Raw genomic sequence first — 25,525 nt, forward strand, 5'->3', positions numbered from 1 at the left:
TAACATATTGCGAGACTGCTTTTGGGTCACCTCGTAGTTATAGCCTACATAGCCTTCCATATTACAACCATTATCGGCAGAAAATATGATATGCTGTGGTCGAATTTCACCATTAATCTCGCCCCAAGCCGTACAAATTTTGCGGAAATACACTTCCCATAGGCCAAGTCCTCCTGGAATTAAGCATTTAGCTTGGAGAAATTTATTCAGTTGTTGCTCTATAGCTGTGATTGGCTTATCTTTCATTCTATTATCTAGACGGTACTTAATGCATCGACTAGCCTTCTATTAATTCGATATTATTCTATATGAAAGTATATCATAAATTATATGGCTAGTAATGTACCTATTTTTAGTTTTTTGAAAGTCATGTGTAAAGGTTTTATATATCGTTACTTTGAATACATTAAAAGCTTATATCGAGAAAGGTAATTCTGCTTTTAATATAAAGTTATGTTCAAACAAAAAAGGTTATCCCTTACAGGATAACCTTTTATTTGAACTATATTTAGGATACATGATATATCTCTTGTAAATTTATTAAGTTACTTAATTTAAGCACCTTGAAATTGAGGCATATCATCCCCGCTAGAGTCGTCCAATTTACCTTGAAGGTCATGGTCAACTATGGCACATACAGATGCATCAGACCATACGTTTTCAGTGGTTTCAATCATGTCGATAATTGTATAGATTGGCAAGATGATACCGAGCAAGCCAATTGGTGCTCCGATGGAGCTCATCAAGGACAAGGTCAAGAAATAACACCCCATTGGAACGCCCGCATTACCAATAGCAGCGAGAACGGCAATAAATAACCATGCTACCATTGTGCCAATCGTTAAATCCATTCCAGCATTTTGCATTACAAATAAGGATGTAACAAGAATGAAAGCAGCACAGCCATTCATGTTAATGGTTGTACAAATTGGCAATACAAAACGAGCTACTGCAGGATGAGCTTTCAAATTATCCTCAGCAGATGCCAATGTAACAGGCAAAGTTGCTGCAGAAGATTTTGTGAACAACGCAACAGCTACGGCTGGAGACATTTTACGGAATACGTCTACAGGGTTTAAACCACGGAATAACAAGAACAATGGAATTACGATAAAGAATTGGATTAAGTTACCGCCGATAACAACAGCAGTATATTTACCTAAGGCACCAACAATTACACCTGCTTCGATTTGTGCAGATAATTGACCTGCAAAAGCAAGGATGCCGATTGGCAATACATAAAGCAATGCTTTAATCAACGTGAACAATAACTCTTGTAAACCAAATAACACTTTCAACACCGCTTCACGATTTTCTGTGCGTGGCATGAACGCAAATGCTAAACCAACGGAAGCAGAAATAAACATTACAGACAATACATTGGCCTGCAAGTATGGTTGCAAGATATTATTTGGAATGGCGGACAAGAAATGATCGTAATACGTAACATTACCAAGTTTTTCAGGAACTTGAGCTGCACCGGCACCGATTACATCAAGTGGCAAGTTGCCTGGTGCAATCCAGAGGTATAAGCCAAGGCCTACAACTTCTGCACAGATTGTAGTAAGCAATGTATATACTACGGCGTGGCCAAAGATACGACCTGTATCCTTTTTAGCCCCTAGCATGGATAATGTAGTAATTACTGCTAAAGATACTGTTGGAATCGCAATGAATTGGAACAAGCGAGTAAAGACTGCTGCAATAAAATTAAAGAGCTCATTTAGAGCTGGAATGTGTTGCCATCCTAAGATAGCGCCTATGATGAGAGCTCCCATCCATAAAATGAACTGACGCAATTTTCCTTGTCCACGACTTTTCAAGGTAATCTCTTGCGCTAAGGCATCGACATTTTTGTTTTTTTGATTTGCCATAAAACACCTCTTTACAAACTAAACTATATGAGACTATAAAAAGAAATCCCAGCCCTTAGGGCTGGGACAGTAGTTATATCCTAGTCTCTTGTTAAAACATATTATAAAGATATGTTTTAACACTGTCAAACCAAAATAATTTGATATATAGATTAATATATACAATTAATGCGTCACTATAAAATCATAGAAGACAACACGAGTACGATCAGGGCTAAACAAAAAATAAATCACATACGGATCAATTCCACTCTCTCGGTGTAGAACATAAACCGTATAGCCATAGGTAGGAACTCGTTCAAGTTGATAATATCCACCTGCTAGTTGACGACCATATAGAAGCCACACAAATAAGTTCCACTTTGTATAATCCTCAATTAAAAGGTCATAAGTGCTTTGTATATCCCCTTTTGAAAAAATAGAGTCTGCCACAGACTTATATGTGCCCGCCTTAAATAACTCCGGTGTAATAACTACACCAGGTGCTGAGGATTCGGCAACAGTTTTCTCAAATTCTTTTACAACTTCTGGGTTACCTTCAAAAACAATAGTGGTTGTGAAATCATAAAAACTTTCTATTGTTCCCCTTGAAGATATAGGATGCAATCCTTTCGGTACTATATCAGGATTTCTAAAATGTTCTGGTAATACTGTTGCTTTTACTGGCCATCTTTGTTTCCATCGTGATATATCATTAACTTCACTTCCAAAAAGGAGTTCATATATAAAGATAGACATTAGCAATAAAGGTACTGCTACAACTAATGTGCACCAAGCATATAAAATGTGTTTCTTCGGTAATATTAAATGATAAAAGTAGTAATAACACTGTAATCTTATTGATAATAATAAGATTACACCTACAATTACAAACCATAATCCTGGCAATTGAATATGTGCATTTCCCCAAAGAAAAAAGGCAAAGAATAAGATTGATAGAATGATATGTTTACCACAAGGAGGGCCTATTAGTATTTGTAATAGTTTAATAAAGCGATTCACAATATATAATCCTTACTTAGACTGATAAAACACAGCCCGTGTCCCATCATCACTAATCAAAAGTTCCACAAAATGAGGTCTCTTTGTATTACCATCATCAACAAATACATATAATCTATGATTCCGCGTAGAATTATATGTATCCTTGACTACTGTTTTTGTTTCTTTTCGAGGTGCAAAGCGCAACCACTCTATAAAATTCCGTTGCGGCAAATTTAAAGGTTCTTCTCCTATACTTTCTATAATGTTATAGCTATTTGGGTGAGATATAAAGCGCTTTTTCTCCCCAGTGTCTAAATCACGCAATACACCATCCGCATCAATTTGCGCTGTATAAGCTGCATTTTGCTTAGCTATCGCTTCATATTGTGCAATTACTTTTGGGTCCCCCTCCAATACCGTATATCTCTCTGGATATGCATTAGCCCAAGCTAAACTACTACGAAAAGCAGACGCATTATAAATACCTTCTGGAAGTTTTTCTGGCCGTTTTAACCTTTCCGGCAATTCTTCACTATTGGGCCATCCTTGATTCCAATCCTTTGTGCTATACTCGAAAGAATCAAATTGATCAAGGCTTGTTTGCAAATCGTACTTAAACCAATCGCCTATTAGCCAAGAAAAACTGAGAGTAAACGCAATATACAAGCACCAGGCCAATTGAGTGTGCCTTTTTTCAGATACAGTCTGTTTCTTAAAACGACCATATTGTAATAATAGACTCAATAGTATCATTACACCAAACACAATATATGTTATAGGAGCTATATTAAATAGCATGCTCAGTATAAAGAATACACTTATACATATTGTCAATAAGCCATAAAATCCTTGAAACAAAACTCTCTCCTATCATGACAATACTTAGAACATTTTCTTATACAACATTTCTATATCTTCCCGACTCACGTCGGCCACTGTATTAGCAATATTCCCGGTAGCTACAACGTATACGTTATCGACGAGCCAAGGAATGTCTTTTTTCGTTAAGCCTAGTTCTGTAAGGTTCGTGGTAAGATCCAGGTCATGTACAATCAAACGTAATGCTTCACCTAGTTCGGAGCCATCTCCATGGTTGAATATACGAGCTAAGGCACCAAACTTATCAGGGTTTGCACTCCATGTATATTCCACTGCAACAGGTTCAATAACGGCAAGGCCTACACCGTGGGTAATATCCTTAAGCCCACTTGCAGGATGTTCCATGCCATGAGCAAGTGTTACACCGGCGGTATTAATAACCATGCCTCCAATTGTGCTAGCCAATGTAACGGACTCCCAAGCTTTTGTAAGTTGAGTTTCGTTGAGAACAGCTGATTTGCCTTCAGCCATTGCTTTCACATGTTTATATAGAGGCACAAGATATTGTGCTAACAAAGTTACAGCATAATGAGCTAATGCATCGGTAAAAGGTTGTGCCGTTTTAGAAGTATACGCCTCGATATTATGACAGAGTGCATCAAAGCCCACAGATGCCAATACATGGGGCGGCATTGTGCCCATCACTGCGGGATCTACGATGGATACTTTTGGTACGATGGCATTACATCGCAAGGATTTCTTGTCTCCTGTTTCGGGATTAGTAAGTACACCAAAGCCATTACCTTCGGAGCCGGTGCCACAGGTTGTAGGAATTACAATAAGAGGCAACGCCTTATCACTGGTTTTACGATTAAAGATATAATCGTTAATGTCACCTTCGTTAACGGACATAAATGCAATGCCTTTTGCACAGTCCATGATAGAGCCGCCACCGATGGCAATGACCATATCACAGCTTTCAGATTTAGCTAAAGCAGCGCCGTCCAATGCAGTCGTTGTTAAGGGATTAGCATCCACTTGATCAAACAACACATGTTCAATATGTGCCGCATCAAGTTTTGCTGTCACACGGTCATATAGTCCAGATTTTTTAGCACTTGTCCGCCCTGTTACGATGAGTGCTTTATTGCCATAAGGCTTAACAAAATCAGCAACACTATCGACTTTATCCCAACCAAATTGGATATGTACTGGTAAAAAATAAGAGAACTCCATGTGAACGACCTCTTTTCTATAAATACTAGCTCTTAATGTTATTGTAATGTATATTCAGACGCCTGTAAAACCTCATAGGACTTTCACTAGAAAACATGTATACTACAGATAAGAGGGGGCATTTATTTTTATAAAGGGAGAGAATCTATGAAATCTGCAATTACACATTTATGGTTTTCGCTGCGTGACCTAGCAACGCAGTCACCTATATTACTGGCATTAATTGCCGTATTTTCATGTACACCGTTTTATCTAGAGCAAGATTGGTTTGCCGATATAGACCTTTGGTTCTATGGGCTGTATTTCTTCATCGTCATACTACAATCATATATAACACGAGATCGAAAGTTCTCCATAGTATATACATTATTAAGCATAGGTATCAGCGTTGGTCTATATACGATTCATGAAACGTACCATCACATACGAGGCATCGAGCTAGCCACAGAAAACATATCATATCTATGGCTGTACTCTATGATTGCTCTATATTTTACATCGCCTGGAGAATACTACATCGGCGAAATCATCAATCGCCTGAAACGGATTGGTATTACCATTGTTACATCAACACTGTACAATGTCGTCATAATCATGACTCTATGGTTTTTCTTCATCATTCTGAACAAACCATTTACCTTTGATGATCTAATCTTTAAAGTACTAGCCGCTATTAATATTTTTATCTGTATGTCCATGCTGTGCACTTACAAAGAGGAGCCTGATGGACCACCAGAACCAAATACATTCTATAATGTTGTTTTTGGAATCATACTACCAAAAGCTTCCATCATTACAGGTATTCTAGCTAATATCTACTTGGTATTGATCCTCTTAGGCCTCCGTGAAGATGCACGGTTCCTTTACACATATTATCCGTATGTAGCCATTTTCTATCTATTTTACTTGGCTAGTTTCAGGTCTAGTGAAAGCAGCAAGACACAAAGGATCCTATGTTTCTTATTTATTACGATTACAATATTGTGTTTAATCCTGATTGGCAAGCGCGTAATAAATGAGCCCGTACTCTGGCTCAATACGATTTACGTAGCCGCATTCAATCTAATCTTCTTAGCACATAACGTATATTCCTTTGTAAAACGTTTGACTCCATCGATCCATACAACGATTATGGCACTCGCCCTAGGCACAGTCCTTTTAATGCCTTTTATCGGTTACACATCCCATCGAGAGTTTACAAACTATACGAAAATTGACGGTCAATGGCACGTATACTTGCCTATTACAGAAACATTTAACCCTGATTTCACAGACTATGGCAGAACGATTATACAGCGAGATCCATCAAAACCAGGAGCAACTGAAATATATAAGGAAAGAAATATTCAGTTTATTAGCTTTACAGCCGTTGAAGAACCACATGTTATTTCGCTTGTAGGATATGATAAATTCATTTCTAACATCGAATTAGAAGTACGTGAACCTGCTGATAGTACAGCTGACATACCAACAGCGTCATATGAATCTATCAACTTTAGATTCATCAATGAAGGGCTTGATTTAGAGGTATCTCTACCAAATGGCGTGACCGAGGTTCATCATATATATGAAAAATTCCTCACTGTGCCAAAAACGGCTTCAGATTCGGTCATTATAGAAGGCACGGGATACAAACTCTTAATCCACTCCTACTATGCATATCAAGACAGCGCACGAAGAATTATTTTTAGCGTATTATATAATTAATTATAAAAGCAGTGCCCCTAGGGGTACTGCTTTTATTTGTATATAAATGATTAATGATTTGATGATATATTATCCAGATTTACAATTACGTCAAAACAGTACTATCCATTTTCTATTCTAAAAAGAGATATATTATTCATAATTTTCATATATCACCTCTCTATACAGTAATATAAAGCATCTTCAGTTATATCGACATTTTTTGTGAAACTATATTAAAAATTTTCCAAATGTCAATATTGAATGTATAGAATTTTTTCGCTATAATCGTAACATAATGTATAAGCTAGATAAGAAAACTACCATATATAGTAGTTTTCTTATTTTTCTGATTAGACTCAACTTAAAGATAATTTATATATTTCATTCTAATCTTATATATGCTTATACGACTATATTAACAGTTTTATGACTTTTAGCTCTCAAGGGGAACAGTAATGGAGATTATGATCAAGAAACGGGATGGCCATTTTGAGCCGTTGTCCGTTGAAAAAACGAAACGAATGATAGCCTTCGCATGTTTGGGGTTAGATTCTTGTGATCCACTAGAATTGGAAATGGATGCGAAGTTACAATTCGTTGATGGCATGACTACTAAAGAAATTCAAAAAACTTTAGTCCAAACAGCTATCGAAAAAGTTATATCTAAAAAAGACGACGGCTTCGGCAACCAAGTTAATAAAATGAACCAAGATTGGCAGTTCGTAGCATCCCGCCTATTCTTGTTCGATCTCTATAAAGAAGCCGCTATTACTCGTCGTTACAAAGCATTTGGCTACGGCAACTTCCCAAATCTTGTCAACATGCTTGTAGAAGAGAAAAAATACGCAGACTTCTTCGTCACAGAATACACAGCTGACGAATTGCAAGAATTAGGCGATTACATCAAACCTAAGCGCGACTATCTTTTCAACTATGAAGGTCTCAAATTATTGGCTGACCGTTACTTGGTAAAAGGCTTCAACAAAGAAATCTTTGAATTACCTCAAGAGCGTTTCATGGCTATCGCAATGCACTTGGCTCTTGTAGAAGGGGAAAACAAAGTAGAATACGCTAAGAAATTTTACGATTTGATGAGCCAACTAAAAATGACAACAGCTACACCTACTTTGGCAAATGCTGGTACACCATTCCACCAATTGTCCTCTTGCTTTATCTCTGGTGTAGACGACAATTTATGGTCTATCTACGACGTAAATAGCAAGTTCTCGCGCGTATCTAAACACGGTGGTGCTCTTGGTATCTACCTTGGTAAAGTTCGTGCATTGAACTCCGATATCCGCGGTTTCAAAAACTCCTCTGGCGGCGTTATTCCTTGGATCCGCTTGTACAATGATACAGCTGTTGCAGTAGACCAATTGGGTAAACGTAAAGGCGGAGCTACAGTAACGCTTGATATTTGGCACAAAGACTTCTACGAATTCGTAGAGCTTCGTACAAACAACGGTGATGACCGCCGCAAAGCGCACGATATCTTCCCTGCTATCTCCGTTCCAAACATCTTCATGGAACGTATGTTAGCTCGTGAAAACTTCACCCTCTTCGACCCTCATGAAATCTTAGCTGTAAAAGGCTACTCTTTAGAGGACTACTTCGATACAGATAACGAAAAAGAGTTCACAAAACGCTATATCGAATGTGAACAAGATCCTAATTTACACGGCATCGAAGTTCCAGCATTAGACATGATGAAAAAAATCATGCGCTCCGCTGTTGAAACTGGTACGCCATTCATCTTCTTCCGCGACACTGTAAATGCTGCAAATCCTAACAAACATGCAGGTATGATTTACGCGTCCAACTTGTGCCACGAAATTGCACAAAATGTTGGCTTCACTAATCTTGCTGAAGAAATCATCAACGAAGACGGTACAATTACTACAAAAACAAACACAGGCGACATGGTTACATGTAATTTAAACTCTATCAGTCTTGGCCGTATTACAGACGAAGAGTTGGAAGAAAACATTGCCCTTCAAATTCGTATGTTAGACAATGTTATTTCCATCAACCAAGCACCAGTACCAGAGTCTCGCATGACTTCTGATAAATACCGCGCTATCGGTCTCGGTACGTCTGGTTATCACCACTACCTTGTAAACCATGATATCCAATGGGAATCTGATGAACACATCGAAGTAGCGGACAAATTATTTGAAAACATTGCATTCTATGCGATTAAAGCTTCTATGGAGCTTGCAAAAGAAAAAGGCGCGTACCCAGCATTCAAAGGTTCCGAATGGGAAACTGGTGAATATTTTACTCGTCGTGATTACACATCTGATCGTTGGAAACAATTGGCTGCGGACGTTGCAAAATACGGTATCCGCAACGGTTACTTGATGGCCGTAGCTCCTACAGGTTCTACATCCAACATCGCAAATACAACAGCTGGTATCGACCCTATCTTCAAAAAATTCTTCATCGAAGAGAAGAAAGGTTCTTTCACACCAAAAACTGCACCAGATTTGAACGACAAAACATTCTGGCTATACAAAGAGGCACATACAATCGACCAACAATGGTCCATCAAAGCTTGTGGCGTGCGTCAACGTCATATTGACCAAGCACAATCTTTCAACTTGTACATCACGCCTCAAATGAAAGCGAAAGAAATTCTTGACCTTTATGTAGAAGCCTACAAACAAGGAATCAAAACAATCTACTACATCCGTAATCAATCCCTTGAAATGGATGAGTGCACAAGCTGTTCCTCCTAATATAGGATAGATACACGCTACATTCTATAATGCAATTTAAGCTATGGTAAAAGTTAACGATATCATTGCCATAGTTTACAAAAAATATGCTCTATAACTAGAGAGCACTAAACTCGGGAAAGATACTTTCACTAACAATGTAAATTTGATGACGACCTATAGAGGTATAGGTCGCATCATTGTATAAAGGAGTCCTACTATGGATAAAAAACTGATTTTCAATGAAAAAGGTGACCGTGGCACGCAATCTATGATTGGCGGTAATACCACGAACCTTCGCGAGTGGAATCGTATCAAGTACGACTGGGCAAACCAAATGTACCGTACGATGCTCAACAACTTCTGGATTCCAGAAGAGATTTCCTTAAACGAAGACGTTAAACAATTCCCATATTTAACAGATTATGAACGTCGTGCCTTCGATAAAATCATTGCGTTCTTGAACTTCCTCGATTCTATTCAATCCGAAAACTTACCTAACTTAAGCCGCTATATCACGGCCTCTGAAGTTGCATCTCTTTTAAATATTCAAACATTCCAAGAGGAAATTCACGCTCAAAGTTATTCCTACATTTTGGACACTGTAACAAATCCGATTACGCGTGACAAAATCTATGATGAATGGCGTACAGATAAAACATTGCTTGAACGTAACCGTTTCATCGCCGACGCGTACCAACGTTTCAGCGACGATCCTAGCGAAGCAAATCTTATTCACACAATCATCGCGAACTATATCTTAGAAGGGATCTACTTCTACTCTGGCTTTAGCTTCTTCTACACCTTGGCACGCCAAGGCAAGATGACAGCTACATCCACAATCTTCAAATATATCAATCGCGATGAAGTAACTCACCTTGTATTGTTCCAAAACATTATCCGCGAGTTACGCCGTGAACGTCCTGATTTGTTCACTCCAGAACTAGAAGCAAAAATCACTGATATGATTCGTCAAGGTACAGAAAACGAAATCGCTTGGGGTCAATACATCACTGACGATAAAATCCTCGGCCTTAACAACGTTCTTATCGAGCGCTACATCAAATACCTTGCCAACATCCGCTTAGAAGCGATTGGTTTACCTCATTTGTATCCTGAAATCAAGGATAATCCAATGGAATGGATCGAAAGCTTTTCCAACTTGAATAGTACAAAAACTGACTTCTTCGAAGCAAAAGTTACAAACTATACAAAAGCAGCAGCATTTGATTTTGATGATTTAGAGTAGAGTGCCGTCATAAAATACAATATCTAGGGACCTACGTCCCAATAGAAAAGAGCTGATAGCTATAACGCTATCAGCTCTTTTTTCATGATTATTTAAAGTTTTATATTACATAGAATTACTATTTCATCAACACTGAGATTTTTTATTTCAGCGTATATGTAGTTAAAAAATATAGTCCCCAAACGCCACCCTCGTTTGTACAGTTGACACGTGGTAATACTTGATAAATTATTACAATACATTTGTGCGCAAAAGGGCCTACACAATATAGATACATTTGCCCCATAAATGTTGTGATAAAGGCTCGTTATTTTAGAGCTAGAGGTTTGTGTCCACCCTGTTTCAAACTACCAACTTTAATTAACTTTCAATCAATTCTGTAGACCAATTAGCAGACTGCAATAGATTGTCTAATAACCGAACTTGTTTAGCAATGTCATCTGCTTGTTTTTGGATTTCACCCACATTGACGGTTGGCAGCAGTTTAATCTCGGACCCTCTCGCACGGAAATTAATAATACCCGCACCAGAAGCCAGTGTCCGATAGGAGGTTAATCGCAAAGCCGCACAATCTTTTTCGGCAATGATTTCAGTAATGGTTCGGCCTTCTATAATAGTTTTACAGTTTGTTAAATTAATATCTGTAATTAGTTTTTGAAGTCTAGTTAAACACTGCTCAAGTGTTTTCAATAGGTCATCAGGGTTCTCATTTGGTACTTCCCCTTCTTGTACTAAACAATTTAGAGATAATCGATTATTTAAATCCGCTATCTTTTTATTTAAATCAGATCGTTCTTGTAATGCTTCTGCTAATTTCATAGACTCTCACCTCGTAATTAAAAACGTATATTCAAATCAATTTACTGATTCAATACCATATATTCTTTTGTTATACAACATCTTATAAAACTTTTCGCATAAAAATATGTGGACAATCTTCATCAAGGTATTCATCCCCTTCTGCTTTATATCCAAGGGATTCGTAGAATGGTCTAGCCTGTACCTGTGCAGATAGGCCGCAAATTTTAAATCCTGCTTTGCGAATAGTATTCTCTGCAGCAATCATAATGGTAGCGCCCAATCGTTGCCCTCTAAATTCTCTACGAACCGCTAGACGCCCGATATAAGCAGATCCATTTTCTTTACCAGGGAAATATCTACATGTACCTGCCGCCTTACCATCGATAGATAAGAGAACAAATTTTGCAATCTCATCAATTTCATCAAACTCTTGTGAAAAGCCTTGTTCTTTCATAAACACATCGATACGAATTTGTTTTATTTCATCAGTAATATGATCTAAGATTTGAATCATCATATGGTACCCTTTCTGCTTCTAAATACATTCGTAAAGATATCAAAACATATTACAAAAGACCTTTATAAACACCTCAAGAATATTTATAATCATTATATCAAAAGCCTCATAGTTTTCACAAAAGAAATCATATCTGACTAATTTTCATCACAACTTTTATTTAAAACTTACATGAAGTTTACTTTTAAGTATTGCATCATTTTATCATTTGGGTTTATACTATACCCAACATTTTAGAAAGGAGCAACCAAAGATGACTAACCAAATTAGCCTCGCAACAAAACAATACTTTTATTGGTTCTTTATCCAACGTACGGGTAAGGAACTATTTGTGATGCGCTAATTAAGGACTTTTCAACATTAGTTGCTCACAGAATAGTTAAAGGGCTACCCGTATTAGCTTACGGGTAGCCCTTTTTTGTTTGCTATCCGTATGGTAAGCCCTACTATTCACTGTAGTTACAAGGAGGAATTATCATGATTATTACATTGAAACAAAACGCAGCAGCGGAAGAAGTATCCCGTTTACGCGGTGAATTAGAGGCTCAAGGATTCGTTATCCATCCAGTAGAAGGCACACGATACAATATTCTAGGACTTATCGGTGATACAGCATCTCTTGATGCTCGCCAAATCGAGTCTCTAGATTTCGTAGATAAAGTAACTCGCATTCAAGAGCCATACAAAAAAGCAAACCGCAAATTCCATCCAGATGATTCTGTAATCAATGTAGGTGGTGTCCTCATCGGTGGTGGTCACTTCGCAGTAATAGCCGGTCCTTGCTCTGTGGAAACACCTGAACAAGTATTAGCCACTGCTAAAGCATGTAAAGAAGCTGGTGCCACAATCCTTCGCGGCGGCGCTTTCAAACCTCGTACATCCCCATACTCCTTCCAAGGTATGGGCCCAGAGGGCTTGGAATTGTTAGAGCTTGCTAAAAAAGAAACAGGTCTTCCTATCGTTTCCGAAGTTATGGATATCTCCCAATTACAATACTTCGACAATGTAGATATGCTTCAAATCGGCGCTCGTAACATGCAAAACTTCACGCTTTTAAAAGAGGTGGGCAAATTAAATAAACCAGTTCTCTTAAAACGTGGTTTATCTGCAACATACGAAGAATGGTTGATGGCTGCTGAGTACATCATGTCCGAAGGCAATGAACAAATTGTATTATGCGAACGCGGTATCCGCACATTCGAAACTAAGACTCGCAATACCTTAGATGTAACAGCAATTCCTATGATGCATGAATTATCTCACTTGCCAATTATCATGGACCCTAGCCACGCAGCAGGTATGAGCCGCATGGTTCGTCCGCTTTCACTTGCATCCGTAGGCGGCGGTGCAGACGGCCTTATGATTGAAGTTCACAACGATCCAGCCAAAGCATTGTGCGACGGTCCGCAAGCATTGCGTCCAGACCAATTCACTAGCCTTATGAAAGAAATTAACGCGTTACGCCAAGCCTTGGTAGAATGCACTAAATAATCTTACATATCACACAAATAAGCTAGTATCCGTTATAATAGATACTAGCTTATTCTTTTAAGAAAGGAACCGTTATGACTCGCATCCATATTAACGCATCCACACCTTATGACGTTGTCATCGAGGAAGGCGCTTTACAACGCATCACCGATTATATTAAACCCTTAAAACCAAATTGCCGTGTTATCATCGTCAGCGATAGTAACGTGGCACCTCATTATTTGGACTCTGTGAAAGCTAATATGGAACATGCAGGTTATACTGTTTGTGATTATGTTTTCCCTGCTGGTGAAAGCTCCAAAAATGCCCACCAGCTCATCGATTTAGTAGAATACATGGCGGCCCAATCATTGACTCGCAAAGACTTGCTCATCGCCCTTGGCGGCGGTGTTGTAGGTGATATGGCAGGCTTTGCGGCAGCGACCTATTTACGTGGTATCGACTATGTTCAGGTTCCTACATCTCTATTAGCCGCAGTAGACTCCTCTGTAGGTGGTAAAACTGCGGTCAATCTCGAAGCCGGGAAAAACCTATGGGGCGCTTTCAAACAACCTATCCTCGTCCTATGTGATCCAGCTACACTCAATACATTACCTGAAATGGAATGGATTAATGGATGCGGTGAAATTATCAAATACGGTTTCCTAGACGTACCGGGTTTACTCACTCAACTCGAGAACAGACCATTAATTAAACATCGCAGTAGTGTAAGTGGCGTTATTGCCCGCTGCGTGCAAGCAAAAGCGGATATCGTGGAACAAGACGAACACGAGTCTGGAGTTCGTGCCCTCTTAAACCTCGGTCATACCTTTGGTCACGGCATCGAAAAAGCGAGTCATTTCGAGGTGCATCACGGTTATGCCGTTGCTATTGGTATGGTGCTCATGGCACAAGGTGCAGTCAAACATGGAAAATTAGATGCGGAGGCTTTAGAGAAATTAAAGGACCTTATCAAAGCACACGATTTGCCAACCACAACAACGATAAGCAAAGAAGAGATTCTAGCTGCCGCTAAGCACGACAAAAAAAGCGAAGGAGAAACCATTAAAATTGTAGTACCTACTAGCTATGGTCACAGTGAACTCAAAGTAGTAACGCACGAGGAACTTGCAACCTATTTAGACTGAGATATAAAGGAGATTTATATGCATTCCGTAACGAACGCCATCCCTACAGGGACTATCGCGTCCATTCCTGCAAAAGCTCATGCGCACCGCGCATTGATTTGTGCTGCTCTTGCAAACTCGCCATCTACCATACTACTGAGCCGCACCTCTAAAGACATCGATGCAACTATGGACTCCTTGCGAGGCTTAGGCGCACACGTTGTGTATGAAAATAAAGTTGTCACTGTTACACCTGGTCCTGCCCCAACAAAGGGCAATGTAGTGCCCCATGAATCCGGTACTACATTGCGTCTCTTATTACCAGTGGCAGCCTCCATTTGTAATGAGGTAGACGTAGATGCGAAAGGGCGTTTACCAGATCGTCCTTTAGAGCCCATGCTCGGTGAAATGAAAGCTCATGGCGTAACATTCTCCCAAGATAAACCACCATTCACTATGATAGGTCGTCTACAAGGTGGAGAGTTCGGTATGGTTGGCGATGTGAGTAGCCAGTTTTTCTCTGGATTATTATTAGCAGCACCACAATGTGGAGGCGCTACAATTACATCTACTACGCCACTTCAATCTAGTGACTATGTAACATTGACGACTACAACGATGGCAGACTTCGGCGTAACAGTCAACCATATACCTGCCTCTGACACAGTCCAAGAATCCTTTACGGTAGCTACTAATGCTACTTTTAAAGGTCAAAGTAATTACCAAATCGAAGGCGATTGGTCCAATACGGCGATTTGGATGGTCGCTGCCGCTATGACAGGCAAACCTATTACAATTACGGGTATGAACAAGAATTCTGTACAAGCTGACCGCCGCATCATACAAGTTATGATTGATGCCGGTTGTGATGTGGTATGGAATGGCAGGAACGTAACCATTACAGGCCGTGCAGTAAAACCAATCCATGCCGACCTCGAGCAAATGCCCGATATGTTGCCAGTTATGGCAGCCCTCGCTTGCTCTATCCAAGGTGAAAGCTCCTTTGTTAAGGGTGCGCGCCTACGCTTGAAAGAATCCGATCGCCTCGAAGCCGTTGCTAATCTCGTCCGAGATTTAGGCGGTACGGTTCGCGAAGATGGTGATGACCTATATATCATCGGTAGTGGTATACTAAAAGGAGGACAAGGTGATTGTGTTAACGACCATCGCCTCGTTATGGCAGGTACATTGATGGCACTCATCAGTGAAAATCCTGTGACATTAAAAGATAGCGAAGCTATCACAAAATCCTATCCAGACTTCTTTGAGGACTGGAACATGCTAGGTGGCAATGCACAGCAAGTATAGCGTCCTAGTAACAGCTAATGCGTTTCAATAGATAAGAATACTAGTCATACATACTATAAGTAGGAGTTAATATAATGGCATCTAATTTCGGTAAAACCATACAAGTATCTACCTTTGGCGCGTCTCATGGGTATGCCATTGGTGGTATCGTGGAAGGCCTCCCTTGTGGACATACCATCGACATCGACGAGCTACAAGCCTTCTTAAAGCGCCGTGCGCCAGGTCAAAACCAATTACAAACGCAACGTAAAGAAGCCGATATACCTGAATTCTTAGCAGGTATGGTAGATGGCATGCTCAGTGGATCTCCATTGGCATTTATGATTCGCAATACATCGCAGCACTCCGGCGATTACAATAACTTGCGCGATATCCCACGCCCATCGCACGCAGACTTTACGGCTCGCATGCGCTACGGTGACAAGGTAGATATGCGCGGTGGTGGCCACTTCTCGGCACGTCTAACAGCTCCACTTTGCGTGGCTGGTGGCATCGCCCTTCAACTATTACGTGAAAAAGGCATCGAAATCCACGGTCATTTAAAACAAGTTGGTATAATCCAAGATACTCCAATCGATATGGTTCATCCAGATATGAAAGCACTCGGTAAAATCGCTACAGAGCCAATTGCTATGCTCGATACAGACAAGCGTTCTGAAGTAGAAAACTTGGTCATGAAGCTCAAAAAAGATGGGGACTCCACAGGTGGTATCGTTGAAGTCGTGGCTACAGGGCTACCAATTGGACTTGGCAATCCAAACTTTGATGGCATTGAGAATCGTTTAGCTCGCGTAATCTTCGGCGTACCTGCCATCAAAGGCGTATCCTTCGGCGGTGGCTTCGGTATGTGCTCTAGTCTTGGATCAGAAGTGAACGATGCTTTCACCATGAATGGCGATACAATCACAACAACCACCAATAATAGCGGTGGTATTCAAGGCGGTATCACCAACGGCTTGCCCCTCGTTATGCAAGTAGGTATCAAGCCTACTCCATCCATTTATAAGGAACAATATTCTGTGTCGCTTTCACAAAAAGAGGACACCTTACTCACCATCAAAGGTCGTCACGACCCATGTGTAGCGCTCCGTGCAGTACCTGTTATCGAAGCCGTTACGGCCCTCGTCATTCTTGATTTCTTAGGAGATATTGACCATGAACTTAGATGAAGTACGCGTTAAGATTAACGATATAAACGACCAAATGCTCGCCCTCTTCAAAGAACGTATGGAACTCTCTAAAGACGTAGCGGCTGCAAAAAAGGAAATGAATAAGGCCATTTACGATGCCAAACGAGAGCGCGACATCCTCGACAAGGTAACAAAAGATGCAGGTCCAGACCTCGATCTATATGCACGCCGCTTTTTTGAAGCATTATTCAGTTTGAGTCGTACATACCAATCTGAGCAGCTATTCCAAGACAATGAATTCACGTTGAAAATGAAAAAAGCCATTGAGCAATCTCCTACTTTACCACCTCAACGAGGCAGTGTAGCTTGCGCCGGTGTATTCGGCAGCAATGCTCAAATGGCGTGTGATAAATTATTACCCCTCAGCCAAATCCATTATGTAACGGGTTTCCGTGCCGTATTTGATGCCGTAGAATCAGGTGAATGTCAATTCGGTGTATTGCCTATTGAAAACAGCTCCAATGGTTCTGTAAAAGAAGTATATGACCTCTTAGAAGAGCGCAAATGTTATATTGTACGCGGTACGCGCCTTTGGATATCTCACGACTTGCTCGTAAAAAAAGGAACAAAACTAGAAGATATTCATACCATAATTTCCCACCCTCAAGCGTTGGGCCAATGCAGTCACTTCCTAGATAAGTTAGAAGGCGTAGAATTACGCTCCTATGACAACACCGCTCGCGCCGCACAGCTTGTAGCGGCTAGTGATGACCCAGGGGTCGCAGCTATCGCAGCACCTCAATGTGCAGACCTATATAATTTGTCTCCATTGTTGAGAAATATCCAAAACAGCGACAACAACTATACCCGCTTTATCTGCATTAGTAAGGATTTCCACGTGTACCCAGGAGCCAATAAAATCTCAGTAGTAACGACCGCAAGTCATGCTCCAGGGGGCCTTGGTACATTGCTCACCAAGTTTGCTAATATCGGTGTGAACCTTACTAAACTCGAATCCCGCCCTATCGTAGGACATAACTTTGAATTCTTGTTCTACCTCGATTTAGAAGCATCCTTGGCGGATCCAAAAGTACTCTCCGTGTTGGCGGAACTCCACGCATCGCAAGATAAATTCCGTTTGCTCGGTAATTATCCTGAAAATTAATATTTTCCTCTATGGTAGTGCTTATTAATGGCATATATAGTACAATGGATATAGTTTTAAAACTCCAATGGCTAATAGGTGACAGCCTATTAGCCATTTTGTGTATATTGACCTAGGAGGTCCTATGAAATTTGGTTTACTTGGCCGTATGTTGGGCCATAGCTTTTCTCCACGCATCCACAGTGCTTTGGGAAATACTAATTATGAATTATTTGAACGAGAACCAAGCCAACTGCAAGAGTTCTTCGCAGACCCAGAATTACAAGGTATTAATATTACCTTCCCTTACAAGGTTAATGCCCTTGAAGCCTGCGATGTAGTTGACCCTCGCGCGGAACGCATTGGTTGTGTAAACACTATGGTCCGTAAAGACGGCAAATGGCATGGTTACAATACAGACTACGATGGATTTGTATTCACCCTAAAATACGCTGGTATCGATGTATCTGGTAAGGAATGCATTATCCTTGGCGATGGCGCATCTTCTGCTACCGTTCACGTGGCTCTTGAAGATCTAGGTGCTAAGAGCATCACACATCTATCTCGTAAAACAGCTCCGCTCTATACTGATGCACCTAATTACTACGAAACAGCGCAAATTATTATTAACTGCACGCCTATCGGTATGTATCCGCATAATCCGGCTAACCTCATAGATATTATGCAATTTTCCAAATTAGAAGGCGTTGTGGATCTCATCTACAATCCGCGCCGTACAGTTTTACTTTTACAAGCAGAAATGATGGATATTCCGCACTGTGATGGTCTACCTTTCCTCGTGGCACAAGGCGTTGAGGCGGCTAATCATTTCCAAGGTGAAAGCTTTGGCACCAAGGAAACCGAGCAAATCTTACGAGATATGCGCCGTGAAAAGGAAAATATCATTCTCATCGGTATGCCTGGTGTTGGGAAAACAACAGTAGGCAAGGCAATCGGCAAAGAGATGGGCCGTACTTGTATTGATGTCGATCAAGAGCTAGAAAAAGAAATCGGTAATATCTCCACATATATTACGGAACAAGGGGAAGCTGCGTTCCGTGAAAAAGAAGCGGAAATGATTGCAAAATTAGGTACAGAAACTGGTCTTGTCATCTCCACTGGTGGCGGCTGTGTAACAATACCTAAAAACTATGCACACCTGCGCCAAAATGGACGTATTTACCAATTAACACAACCTGTAGAAAAACTATCTACTTCAGGTCGTGTTCTATCTGGTGGTGGCATAGAACGTTTACGTGAACTCGAAGAAACTCGCACTCCAATGTATGAAAGCTTTGCACAATGCATCGTAGAACATAATCGCAATGCACCAAAAACAGTGGCAGCTATACTAGAAGACTTCGAAGCAAACTTATTGTAAGAGTTTATATAACGGTATTTATAAGATTATTTCCTCTATATAAGTACGGGCTTCTACATCTTTAGAAGTAAGAGCATTTACATCTGTATTCTTAGATAAAACTAAAACTCATATCATGACATCAATGATATAAACTGAAAAGCAGTAGCTATCCTCAGGGTAACTACTGCTTTTTTATGTGTCCTATGTATTATATATATTGGTAGAAAATCACTTTAGCAATTACAATGTAATTACATAAAGAATTTAAAATAGCTTTCACCATCGAACCATCAAAATACAATGAACTAATTTCTATAAGCAATAGTCTTAACGTGACGACCATAAATAGGAGGCATTATGAAAACTGTAAATCTACAAGTTCGCATCAATGAGGACTTAAAACAAGAGGTATCTAGCATATTAAAAGCACAAGGTCTATCATACACCTCTATGCTAGATGCACTATTCCGCCAAATCATCAAAGAGCGTCGCATTCCGTTTGCCATTGCGTTACCAACGGCACCTATCGATGAAACACCTACACCAAGCACACTCAACAACGGCACCTATGAACAACCACAAACTACATTAAAAGCCTCAGATCATATAGGTGCGTATGGTACACCAAGAGAAGAAAATCAAGAAATATCCTTCGATACAATCGATAAGACAGGAGTTCTTAACATCCGTATCAATCCTAAAGTTAAGACACTAACAACAGCTATTCTAAAAGAAATGGGATTAACCATGTCACAAACAATTACACTTGTATCTAAACAAATACAATTTAATAAGGATATTCCACCTACTATCCTCCGTCCAGAATGGATTGATGCTATTAATAATGATTTCTGGACTGAAGAAGATTTAACTACAAGAATACAATTAGGGCTAAATCAAGCAGAAAAAGAAATTGGTGAACCTGCGGAAAAAATTTTTAATGAACTCCTTGAAGATTTATAAATTTGGAGAGCTGAAATGAAGTATACAGTAATTATGACGCCTACAGCTAAGTCTGATATAGTAAATCTCAAAAGTTCACTAGAACAACAGATTATAGATTCTTCATTTATTAGAAAAGAATTAAAGTTGATTTATCAAAAAATTTCTTCATTAGCTATCTTTCCTGAACGTTATCCTATTGTAAATAGTAATACCAATTACAGAAAATTATCATACAAAAAATATCTTATTCTATATAAAGTCATTAATAATAACATATATATTTTTTATATCCGCCCTTCAAAAATGAATATACTACAAGAAATACAAAACATATAAAAAAGTCGGCTTTTGCCGACTTTTTTAATGCACTTTTACCCGTTTATGTTGTTGTTCATCAAATACGCCATCTACGTCGATGGTATCTAGAATTCGTTTTAAAGCATGTACATCGATTTGCCCTGGCGCCGATGTTTTACCAGCAGAAGCAAAGGTCATGGCATTTCCAAATAGAGCACCTGCAGTGCGTGTAACAGCACCTAGTTCTCCCATTGCCATCGTAATAATTGGATCCGAAGGATACAAAGCCTTTACTTCGGCTGTTGCTTCAAGGAGCGTCAATACATCACCAGTTGTGTGAGGCATAACGGCAATCTTTGGCACATCCGCTAAGAACTCTTTCATTTGAATGAGTCGATTTACAATGACTTCACGGCTCGGCGTACAGTGGAAATCATGGTTGCTCATGATAATAGTGATTCCATGAACCTTAGCAAACTCTATCGTTTTAAGCATTCTATCTTGATCAAAAAACAGCTCAATATCGATAGCATCCACCAATCCTGTAGGAATCAAACGTTCTAGCATCGTAAAATAATCTTGTGTGGAAATCGTTTTTTCCCCACCTTCACCTTTTGTACGCCATGTAAAGAGCAACCCACGACCTTTCAGTTGTGGCTTGATGAGCATTAATAATTCAATAATAGCGTCAATGGAGTGGGCCCGCTCGAAATAGTCAATGCGCAGCTCCACTACGTGACACGGTGTATTACATGCTACCGCGGTGGCATCTAAAATTTCTTTTATTGTTGTGCCCACAATAGGCACGCATATTTTTGTACCCTTTTCGCCGAGTACAGTATTACCGATACGGACCATAATAACTCCTTTCTGTCCCACACGGTGAGACTAATGACTTACCTTAAACTAACTATATACCAATATTTTTGTAAAAGCAATCAATCCGGCCATATTGGATTGCTATTCACTAAAAACGTATGAAAGCCTGCCATTATGCACTAAAACAGTATTCTTAGATTAACGATTAACATCATTTTTTGTTATATCTTGAGTCATTTATAGATGTAACTTTATAACGATTTACATGTTGTAAAATTTCTAGATATAATAATTAGATATATAATATATTTACATTTTGTTAAACCTATATAATATTAATCAAATATATAGCTGAAACGTACAAAGAATATAGATAAAAAGACACAAAAAAAGCCCCTACAAATTAATTGTAAGGGCTTTGATATAAATCATAATTCCTAAGTATAGTATAATATCGTATCGTATGTTATCAGTTGTAATAACATTTCATACCATTAATCATGTTGTACGGATAGTTTCCGCGATTGGAATCCCATATAAAGTAATAGCAAACCTGTAATGCTAAATACATAGGATATCCCAATATAGGTAGATACAATACTTGCAAACACTGGACCTACCATGGAACCAAATTGTTGAGCCGTCGTCGTCATACCAAACATGCGACCTCTAAAGCCTGGTTCTGTATTAAGTGTTACAGCTGCACTCAAAGATGGGTTGATACCTACAATACAAGAGCCAATTAATACTTGTAGTACACCAAACCACCAGATACCTACTGGTAAGCTTTGAAGTAAAAGAACAACACCACTACCAAGCATACAGTAGGAAATGGTTCTAAAGTACCCACGACGCTCACCGAGGCGCACCCATATATTGGTCGTTAAGGAACCGGCTAAACCACCGATACTGAGGATTGTACCTGAAATGATGGCCGCCCCTTCCATAGTGCCTTGCATATCACCTACATAAAGCGCCAAAATAGGCTGTAGCATCATGATGACACATTGCATAAAGAAGTAAATCCATAAAAGTCTTACTAATACAGGTTGTTCTTGAACCGACTTAAAATCTTCTCGCAAGGATGTAGCTTTTACCGGCTGTTTGGACTGCTCCTTAGAAGTTGTATTTTCAACATCTAGTTTTGGTTCTTTTACAAGAAACAATACCGCCAAGGTAGCAATGAATACGGCTATACCAGATATATAAAATACAGGGCGCATACCTACGACACTTTCAACGGCACCACCTAAAAATGGGCCGATGACATTGCCTAAAATCAGACCTGTTTGGAATATGCCGAGGGCACGGCCCACCTGTTTCTCATCCACACTGAGGGAAACCATGGTCATCGCTGCAGGATAGAAACCATTAGCGAACCCAACTAAGGCACGCCCCATCAGCAATTGGTACTGATCCGTTACCATGCCGATGAGAACATAACTGACAGCAATGGCAAAACCAGCGCGCAAAGCCATCCGCTTTTTCCCTTTATTATCTGCAATTTTGCCCCATATAGGAGCCATAATACCAGCAATAAGGAAGGTAATACCAAAGACAAGACCTGACCAAAGTGCCACATCATCCTTAGATACGCCGAGTTCTAACAGATATATAGGCAAGAAGGGAATTATCATTGTGTAACATATGGCTAGCACGGTCATACTAGCCGTAATAATCCATACATTGCGCATGCCACCTCGAACATCAGATTCAGTTGAACTCATATTTACCTCCCTTCCACGTATAATTATATAGAAAAACTAATAGAAACTAATATACATACAAATATATTTCAATTTAAATTTCTATCGACCAAACTAACTAATCTAAGTTCTAATCATATATGTAAAGAAGAGCCGCATACGAAACGCGACTCTTTCCATAAAACTCACCTAAAGATAGCCAAACATTTTAGTAATCCCTAAAGATTGCTCATACTAAACATATGGAACTACCAATTAATTTTCTGGGAATTTGTGATCCATTACGTCTTGCAAGGAAACGCGCTCCATTACATGACGGAATTCTGATTGCAAATGCTGCCACAATGGAGCAGTCAAGCAATCGTTAAACATAGGACATGGCTCTACATCGTCTTCTAAACAAGACACGAGAGCAATCGAATCCTCTGCAGCATATAAAATTTCATATACATTGTATTCAGATGGATCCTTCACCAATCGATATCCACCGTATTTGCCACGTCCACTTTTAACGAGACCTGCGGAGGATAGACGAGAAACAATCCCCTCTAAGTATTTATCGGAAAATCCTTGGCGTTCTGCAATCTCACGAATCGGTACATTTTTTTCTACACCGTATTCTGCAATATCCGCCAATATCCGTAAGGCATAACGACCTTTTGTAGATATTTTCATAAGTTAACCTCTATATCATTCATAATATATTAATAGTATATCACAAATTCATACAAAAAATGGTGGGAAATATGATACACTATACATATATCGAAATATTTTATTTAGGTATGATTTTAATTTCATATAGGGAGGATGTTATCTAATGTTAGATAAACTATTTCTACTCAGTGAGCGCGGTACAACTGTCAAAACCGAGATTTTAGCAGGTATTACTACGTTTATCACGATGGCGTACATCCTATTCTTGGCGCCAAACATTCTTAGTCTTGCAGGTATGGACAAAGATGCAGTCCTCATCGCAACCGCTTTAGGGGCTGGTCTCGTAACGATTTCCATGGGTCTATTCGTTAACTATCCGATTGCTCTCGCGCCAGGGGTTGGTCTCTTAGCCTTCTACTCCTTTACCGTAGTTCTAGGAATGGGTGTGTCTTGGCAAACAGCATTAGGTGCGGTATTCATTTCAGGTCTCGTATTCCTCGTATTAACACTTACGTCGGTGCGACAAATGATCGTTGAAGGCATCCCTGCCTCCATGAAGATTGCTATTACCGTTGGTATTGGTCTCTTCATCGCTATCATTGGTTTGAAATTATCCGGCTTAATGGCCATCTCCATTAGTTTGTCTCCAAACTCCTTAGGTCAAGTCGTACAAACACATGGTAATTTAATACCTCCTGCATCCGAGACGCTCTTAACGCTTGGTAATTTGCATAGTGGCGAAACATTGTTAGCTCTATTCTGCCTCATCTTTACGGCTTTATTGATGGCTCGTAAAGTTCAAGGCTCGCTCTTGATTGGCGTTTTAGTGACAACTGTAATTTCCTATGCCACAGGCCTTTCCACAATGCCTGAGAACTTTACTGTATTGGCAGTGCCTGATTTCTCTAAAGCGGCATTCCTTCAATTAGATATTCCTGGCGCTCTTCACATGGGCTTAATCACGATTATCTTCTCCTTCACCTTCGTAGAATTGTTCGACTCTATGGGTACTTTGATCGGTACTGCTACAGAGGCGAAAATTGCAGATCCTAAATCTGGTAAATTCCCTGGTCTTGGGAAAGCCATGACCGTAGATGCTCTTGGTGTAAGTGCTGGCGCCTTGCTCGGTACTTCTACAATTACTGCTTTCGTTGAAAGTGCGGCAGGTGTAGGTGCTGGTGGACGTACTGGCTTAACAGCTGTTACAACAGGCGTATTATTCTTAATCTGCCTATTCGTTGCTCCATTGGTAACGCTCGTACCAAATGCTGCAACCTCCCCAATCCTTGTAATCGTTGGGGCCCTCATGTTAGGAGCTATTCGCAATATTGACTTCGATGATTGGACTGAAGGCTTCCCTGCATTCCTCGTTATCGTATTAATGCCGTTCACATATAGCATCGCTAACGGTATCTCTGCAGGTCTTATTGCATACCCTCTACTCAAAATCATTGCGGGCCGTGCAAAAGAAGTTAACTGGATCATGTACGTATTGGCCGCACTTGTTATCATCCGCTACGTATTCTTCTAATTAACGTATGCCCATAATTATGCTATTAGTGAAAGCTACTTTATATTCGATAGCTATACAATCACTAATACCTAAGAACAAAGTATATGTAAATTACATCCACTAAAAGAACCTATCTCCAAAGATATTACCCTAATATCTA

Annotated in this window: 22 protein-coding genes; 12 read left to right on the top strand and 10 right to left on the bottom strand. The window is 39.8% G+C overall.

The annotated features are described in order from the left end of the window. The 5 genes from HMPREF1865_RS02480 to HMPREF1865_RS02500 all read right to left on the bottom strand — a co-directional run. Positions 1-246: nicotinate-nucleotide--dimethylbenzimidazole phosphoribosyltransferase (locus HMPREF1865_RS02480; protein WP_196484495.1), on the bottom strand; the 246-nt coding region annotated here is incomplete at its 3' end. A gap of 308 nt (positions 247-554) precedes the next feature. Further along, positions 555-1,874, bottom strand: a complete 1,320-nt coding sequence (locus HMPREF1865_RS02485) for a dicarboxylate/amino acid:cation symporter (protein ID WP_060919061.1) — start codon at positions 1,872-1,874, stop codon at positions 555-557. A gap of 165 nt (positions 1,875-2,039) precedes the next feature. Further along, entirely contained in the window at positions 2,040-2,876 is an 837-nt protein-coding gene (locus tag HMPREF1865_RS02490; RefSeq protein ID WP_060919062.1) for a hypothetical protein, read from the bottom strand. 12 nt (positions 2,877-2,888) lie between these two features. Further along, entirely contained in the window at positions 2,889-3,716 is an 828-nt protein-coding gene (locus HMPREF1865_RS02495) for a hypothetical protein (RefSeq protein WP_060919063.1), read from the bottom strand. A gap of 24 nt (positions 3,717-3,740) precedes the next feature. Next, positions 3,741-4,913: an iron-containing alcohol dehydrogenase gene (locus HMPREF1865_RS02500; protein WP_004698250.1), complete on the bottom strand. Its 1,173-nt coding sequence runs from the start codon at positions 4,911-4,913 to the stop codon at positions 3,741-3,743. A 147-nt stretch (positions 4,914-5,060) separates the two neighbouring features. Here HMPREF1865_RS02500 and HMPREF1865_RS02505 point away from each other — a divergent pair, with 147 nt between their 5' ends. From HMPREF1865_RS02505 to HMPREF1865_RS02515, 3 genes are all read left to right on the top strand, one after another. Further along, a complete protein-coding gene (locus HMPREF1865_RS02505) occupies positions 5,061-6,620 on the top strand; it encodes a hypothetical protein (protein WP_060919064.1) in 1,560 nt (519 codons plus the stop codon). A gap of 437 nt (positions 6,621-7,057) precedes the next feature. Then, entirely contained in the window at positions 7,058-9,340 is a 2,283-nt protein-coding gene (locus HMPREF1865_RS02510) for a ribonucleoside-diphosphate reductase subunit alpha (RefSeq protein WP_060919065.1), read from the top strand. 199 nt (positions 9,341-9,539) lie between these two features. Beyond that, positions 9,540-10,568 (top strand): ribonucleotide-diphosphate reductase subunit beta, encoded by a 1,029-nt coding sequence (locus HMPREF1865_RS02515; protein ID WP_060919066.1) that lies wholly within the window; start codon positions 9,540-9,542, stop codon positions 10,566-10,568. Positions 10,569-10,928: 360 nt separating this feature from the next. Here the strand turns inward: HMPREF1865_RS02515 and HMPREF1865_RS02520 are convergent, their stop codons facing one another. Then, the gene (locus HMPREF1865_RS02520) at positions 10,929-11,387 is read right to left on the bottom strand and encodes a DIP1984 family protein (protein WP_060919067.1); all 459 of its coding nucleotides are present in this window, start codon (positions 11,385-11,387) and stop codon (positions 10,929-10,931) included. Between the two features lie 82 nt (positions 11,388-11,469). Continuing rightward, a complete protein-coding gene (locus tag HMPREF1865_RS02525; RefSeq protein ID WP_060919068.1) occupies positions 11,470-11,886 on the bottom strand; it encodes a GNAT family N-acetyltransferase in 417 nt (138 codons plus the stop codon). 477 nt (positions 11,887-12,363) lie between these two features. Here HMPREF1865_RS02525 and aroF point away from each other — a divergent pair, with 477 nt between their 5' ends. The 8 genes from aroF to HMPREF1865_RS02565 all read left to right on the top strand — a co-directional run bounded on the left by aroF (position 12,364) and on the right by HMPREF1865_RS02565 (position 20,709). Next, positions 12,364-13,377 (top strand): 3-deoxy-7-phosphoheptulonate synthase, encoded by a 1,014-nt coding sequence (aroF, locus tag HMPREF1865_RS02530; RefSeq protein WP_060919069.1) that lies wholly within the window; start codon positions 12,364-12,366, stop codon positions 13,375-13,377. A gap of 74 nt (positions 13,378-13,451) precedes the next feature. Next, complete coding sequence (gene aroB, locus HMPREF1865_RS02535) at positions 13,452-14,504, top strand: 3-dehydroquinate synthase (protein ID WP_060919070.1); 1,053 nt, start codon at positions 13,452-13,454, stop codon at positions 14,502-14,504. Between the two features lie 18 nt (positions 14,505-14,522). Next, complete coding sequence (aroA, locus tag HMPREF1865_RS02540; protein ID WP_060919071.1) at positions 14,523-15,791, top strand: 3-phosphoshikimate 1-carboxyvinyltransferase; 1,269 nt, start codon at positions 14,523-14,525, stop codon at positions 15,789-15,791. 74 nt (positions 15,792-15,865) lie between these two features. Continuing rightward, positions 15,866-16,960 carry a chorismate synthase gene (aroC, locus tag HMPREF1865_RS02545; RefSeq protein WP_060919072.1) on the top strand — a complete coding sequence of 365 codons (1,095 nt, stop codon included), beginning with the start codon at positions 15,866-15,868 and terminating at the stop codon, positions 16,958-16,960. Beyond that, positions 16,947-18,086, top strand: a complete 1,140-nt coding sequence (locus tag HMPREF1865_RS02550) for a bifunctional chorismate mutase/prephenate dehydratase (RefSeq protein ID WP_008602300.1) — start codon at positions 16,947-16,949, stop codon at positions 18,084-18,086. Before aroC ends, HMPREF1865_RS02550 begins: the two co-directional genes overlap by 14 nt. A gap of 124 nt (positions 18,087-18,210) precedes the next feature. Next, the gene (locus HMPREF1865_RS02555) at positions 18,211-19,446 is read left to right on the top strand and encodes a shikimate kinase (RefSeq protein WP_060919073.1); all 1,236 of its coding nucleotides are present in this window, start codon (positions 18,211-18,213) and stop codon (positions 19,444-19,446) included. A 339-nt stretch (positions 19,447-19,785) separates the two neighbouring features. Then, positions 19,786-20,391 (top strand): type II toxin-antitoxin system RelB/DinJ family antitoxin, encoded by a 606-nt coding sequence (locus HMPREF1865_RS02560; protein WP_060919074.1) that lies wholly within the window; start codon positions 19,786-19,788, stop codon positions 20,389-20,391. A gap of 15 nt (positions 20,392-20,406) precedes the next feature. Continuing rightward, positions 20,407-20,709 (top strand): type II toxin-antitoxin system RelE/ParE family toxin, encoded by a 303-nt coding sequence (locus tag HMPREF1865_RS02565; RefSeq protein WP_008602295.1) that lies wholly within the window; start codon positions 20,407-20,409, stop codon positions 20,707-20,709. Positions 20,710-20,733: 24 nt separating this feature from the next. Here HMPREF1865_RS02565 and aroD read toward each other — a convergent pair whose 3' ends face one another. From aroD to HMPREF1865_RS02580, 3 genes are all read right to left on the bottom strand, one after another. Continuing rightward, on the bottom strand, positions 20,734-21,528 hold the full coding sequence (gene aroD, locus HMPREF1865_RS02570) for a type I 3-dehydroquinate dehydratase (protein WP_060919075.1): 795 nt from the start codon (positions 21,526-21,528) through the stop codon (positions 20,734-20,736). 455 nt (positions 21,529-21,983) lie between these two features. Continuing rightward, on the bottom strand, positions 21,984-23,216 hold the full coding sequence (locus HMPREF1865_RS02575; RefSeq protein ID WP_060919076.1) for an MFS transporter: 1,233 nt from the start codon (positions 23,214-23,216) through the stop codon (positions 21,984-21,986). Positions 23,217-23,450: 234 nt separating this feature from the next. Beyond that, positions 23,451-23,870 carry an RrF2 family transcriptional regulator gene (locus HMPREF1865_RS02580; RefSeq protein ID WP_060919077.1) on the bottom strand — a complete coding sequence of 140 codons (420 nt, stop codon included), beginning with the start codon at positions 23,868-23,870 and terminating at the stop codon, positions 23,451-23,453. A 145-nt stretch (positions 23,871-24,015) separates the two neighbouring features. Here HMPREF1865_RS02580 and HMPREF1865_RS02585 point away from each other — a divergent pair, with 145 nt between their 5' ends. Then, entirely contained in the window at positions 24,016-25,383 is a 1,368-nt protein-coding gene (locus tag HMPREF1865_RS02585) for an NCS2 family permease (RefSeq protein ID WP_060919078.1), read from the top strand. Positions 25,384-25,525: the final 142 nt, after the last annotated feature.

It is taken from the genome of Veillonella parvula (assembly GCF_001553335.1).
In the GTDB taxonomy this organism is placed as follows: domain Bacteria; phylum Bacillota; class Negativicutes; order Veillonellales; family Veillonellaceae; genus Veillonella; species Veillonella parvula_S.

Bases quoted from the DNA above. Each gene is read 5' to 3' on its own strand.
- HMPREF1865_RS02550 (WP_008602300.1), top strand. From the start codon at position 16,947: ATGAACTTAGATGAAGTACGCGTTAAGATTAACGATATAAACGACCAA.
- HMPREF1865_RS02560 (WP_060919074.1), top strand. From the start codon at position 19,786: ATGAAAACTGTAAATCTACAAGTTCGCATCAATGAGGACTTAAAACAA.
- HMPREF1865_RS02515 (WP_060919066.1), top strand. From the start codon at position 9,540: ATGGATAAAAAACTGATTTTCAATGAAAAAGGTGACCGTGGCACGCAA.
- aroF (WP_060919069.1), top strand. From the start codon at position 12,364: ATGATTATTACATTGAAACAAAACGCAGCAGCGGAAGAAGTATCCCGT.
- HMPREF1865_RS02555 (WP_060919073.1), top strand. From the start codon at position 18,211: ATGAAATTTGGTTTACTTGGCCGTATGTTGGGCCATAGCTTTTCTCCA.
- HMPREF1865_RS02520 (WP_060919067.1), bottom strand. From the start codon at position 11,387: ATGAAATTAGCAGAAGCATTACAAGAACGATCTGATTTAAATAAAAAG.
- HMPREF1865_RS02585 (WP_060919078.1), top strand. From the start codon at position 24,016: ATGTTAGATAAACTATTTCTACTCAGTGAGCGCGGTACAACTGTCAAA.
- HMPREF1865_RS02505 (WP_060919064.1), top strand. From the start codon at position 5,061: ATGAAATCTGCAATTACACATTTATGGTTTTCGCTGCGTGACCTAGCA.
- HMPREF1865_RS02580 (WP_060919077.1), bottom strand. From the start codon at position 23,870: ATGAAAATATCTACAAAAGGTCGTTATGCCTTACGGATATTGGCGGAT.
- HMPREF1865_RS02575 (WP_060919076.1), bottom strand. From the start codon at position 23,216: ATGAGTTCAACTGAATCTGATGTTCGAGGTGGCATGCGCAATGTATGG.
- HMPREF1865_RS02485 (WP_060919061.1), bottom strand. From the start codon at position 1,874: ATGGCAAATCAAAAAAACAAAAATGTCGATGCCTTAGCGCAAGAGATT.
- aroA (WP_060919071.1), top strand. From the start codon at position 14,523: ATGCATTCCGTAACGAACGCCATCCCTACAGGGACTATCGCGTCCATT.
- aroB (WP_060919070.1), top strand. From the start codon at position 13,452: ATGACTCGCATCCATATTAACGCATCCACACCTTATGACGTTGTCATC.
- HMPREF1865_RS02525 (WP_060919068.1), bottom strand. From the start codon at position 11,886: ATGATGATTCAAATCTTAGATCATATTACTGATGAAATAAAACAAATT.
- aroD (WP_060919075.1), bottom strand. From the start codon at position 21,528: ATGGTCCGTATCGGTAATACTGTACTCGGCGAAAAGGGTACAAAAATA.
- HMPREF1865_RS02510 (WP_060919065.1), top strand. From the start codon at position 7,058: ATGGAGATTATGATCAAGAAACGGGATGGCCATTTTGAGCCGTTGTCC.
- aroC (WP_060919072.1), top strand. From the start codon at position 15,866: ATGGCATCTAATTTCGGTAAAACCATACAAGTATCTACCTTTGGCGCG.
- HMPREF1865_RS02500 (WP_004698250.1), bottom strand. From the start codon at position 4,913: ATGGAGTTCTCTTATTTTTTACCAGTACATATCCAATTTGGTTGGGAT.
- HMPREF1865_RS02565 (WP_008602295.1), top strand. From the start codon at position 20,407: ATGAAGTATACAGTAATTATGACGCCTACAGCTAAGTCTGATATAGTA.